This is a genomic window from Faecalibacterium sp. DFI.5.82, assembly GCF_029076575.1.
Lineage (GTDB): Bacteria > Bacillota > Clostridia > Oscillospirales > Ruminococcaceae > Faecalibacterium > Faecalibacterium duncaniae.
This window is the reverse complement of the sequence record NZ_JARFIS010000387.1, coordinates 1-317: the sequence shown is the minus strand read 5'-3', so window position 1 is coordinate 317 and position 317 is coordinate 1. Positions and strand designations below refer to the sequence as shown.

The window sequence follows — 317 nt, the reverse complement described above, 5'->3', positions numbered from 1 at the left end:
TCGGGCATCTCAAAGCGTACCACTGTTTTGTCGGTTTCACCGTTCGGGTAAATGCTGCTGAATGCCTTGCCGATTTCCTGACCGTTGATATTCGTAATATCTACATTGGATTCTAAGGTGAGGACGGTGCCTGCATAAGAATACAGATCCCATGCGGTGCCCTGCACCAAATCAGAGCCAGTTTCACCGGGGACGAGAGGATGAGTGTCGTTTACCTTCACGATGGCTCCACCATTCACGGTAACAGAGCGATAATTTCCACTCAGCACGGTTCCCTGGGTGAGAATGCTGTCTTTTACGTTGAATGCACCGCCGGT

General features: G+C 50.5%; 1 protein-coding gene. It reads right to left on the bottom strand.

Translation table 11 applies throughout. The features are described 5' to 3' along the window. The coding region (locus P0G09_RS17105) for a hypothetical protein (RefSeq protein WP_275253266.1) at positions 1 to 317 on the bottom strand (317 nt) is incomplete at both ends.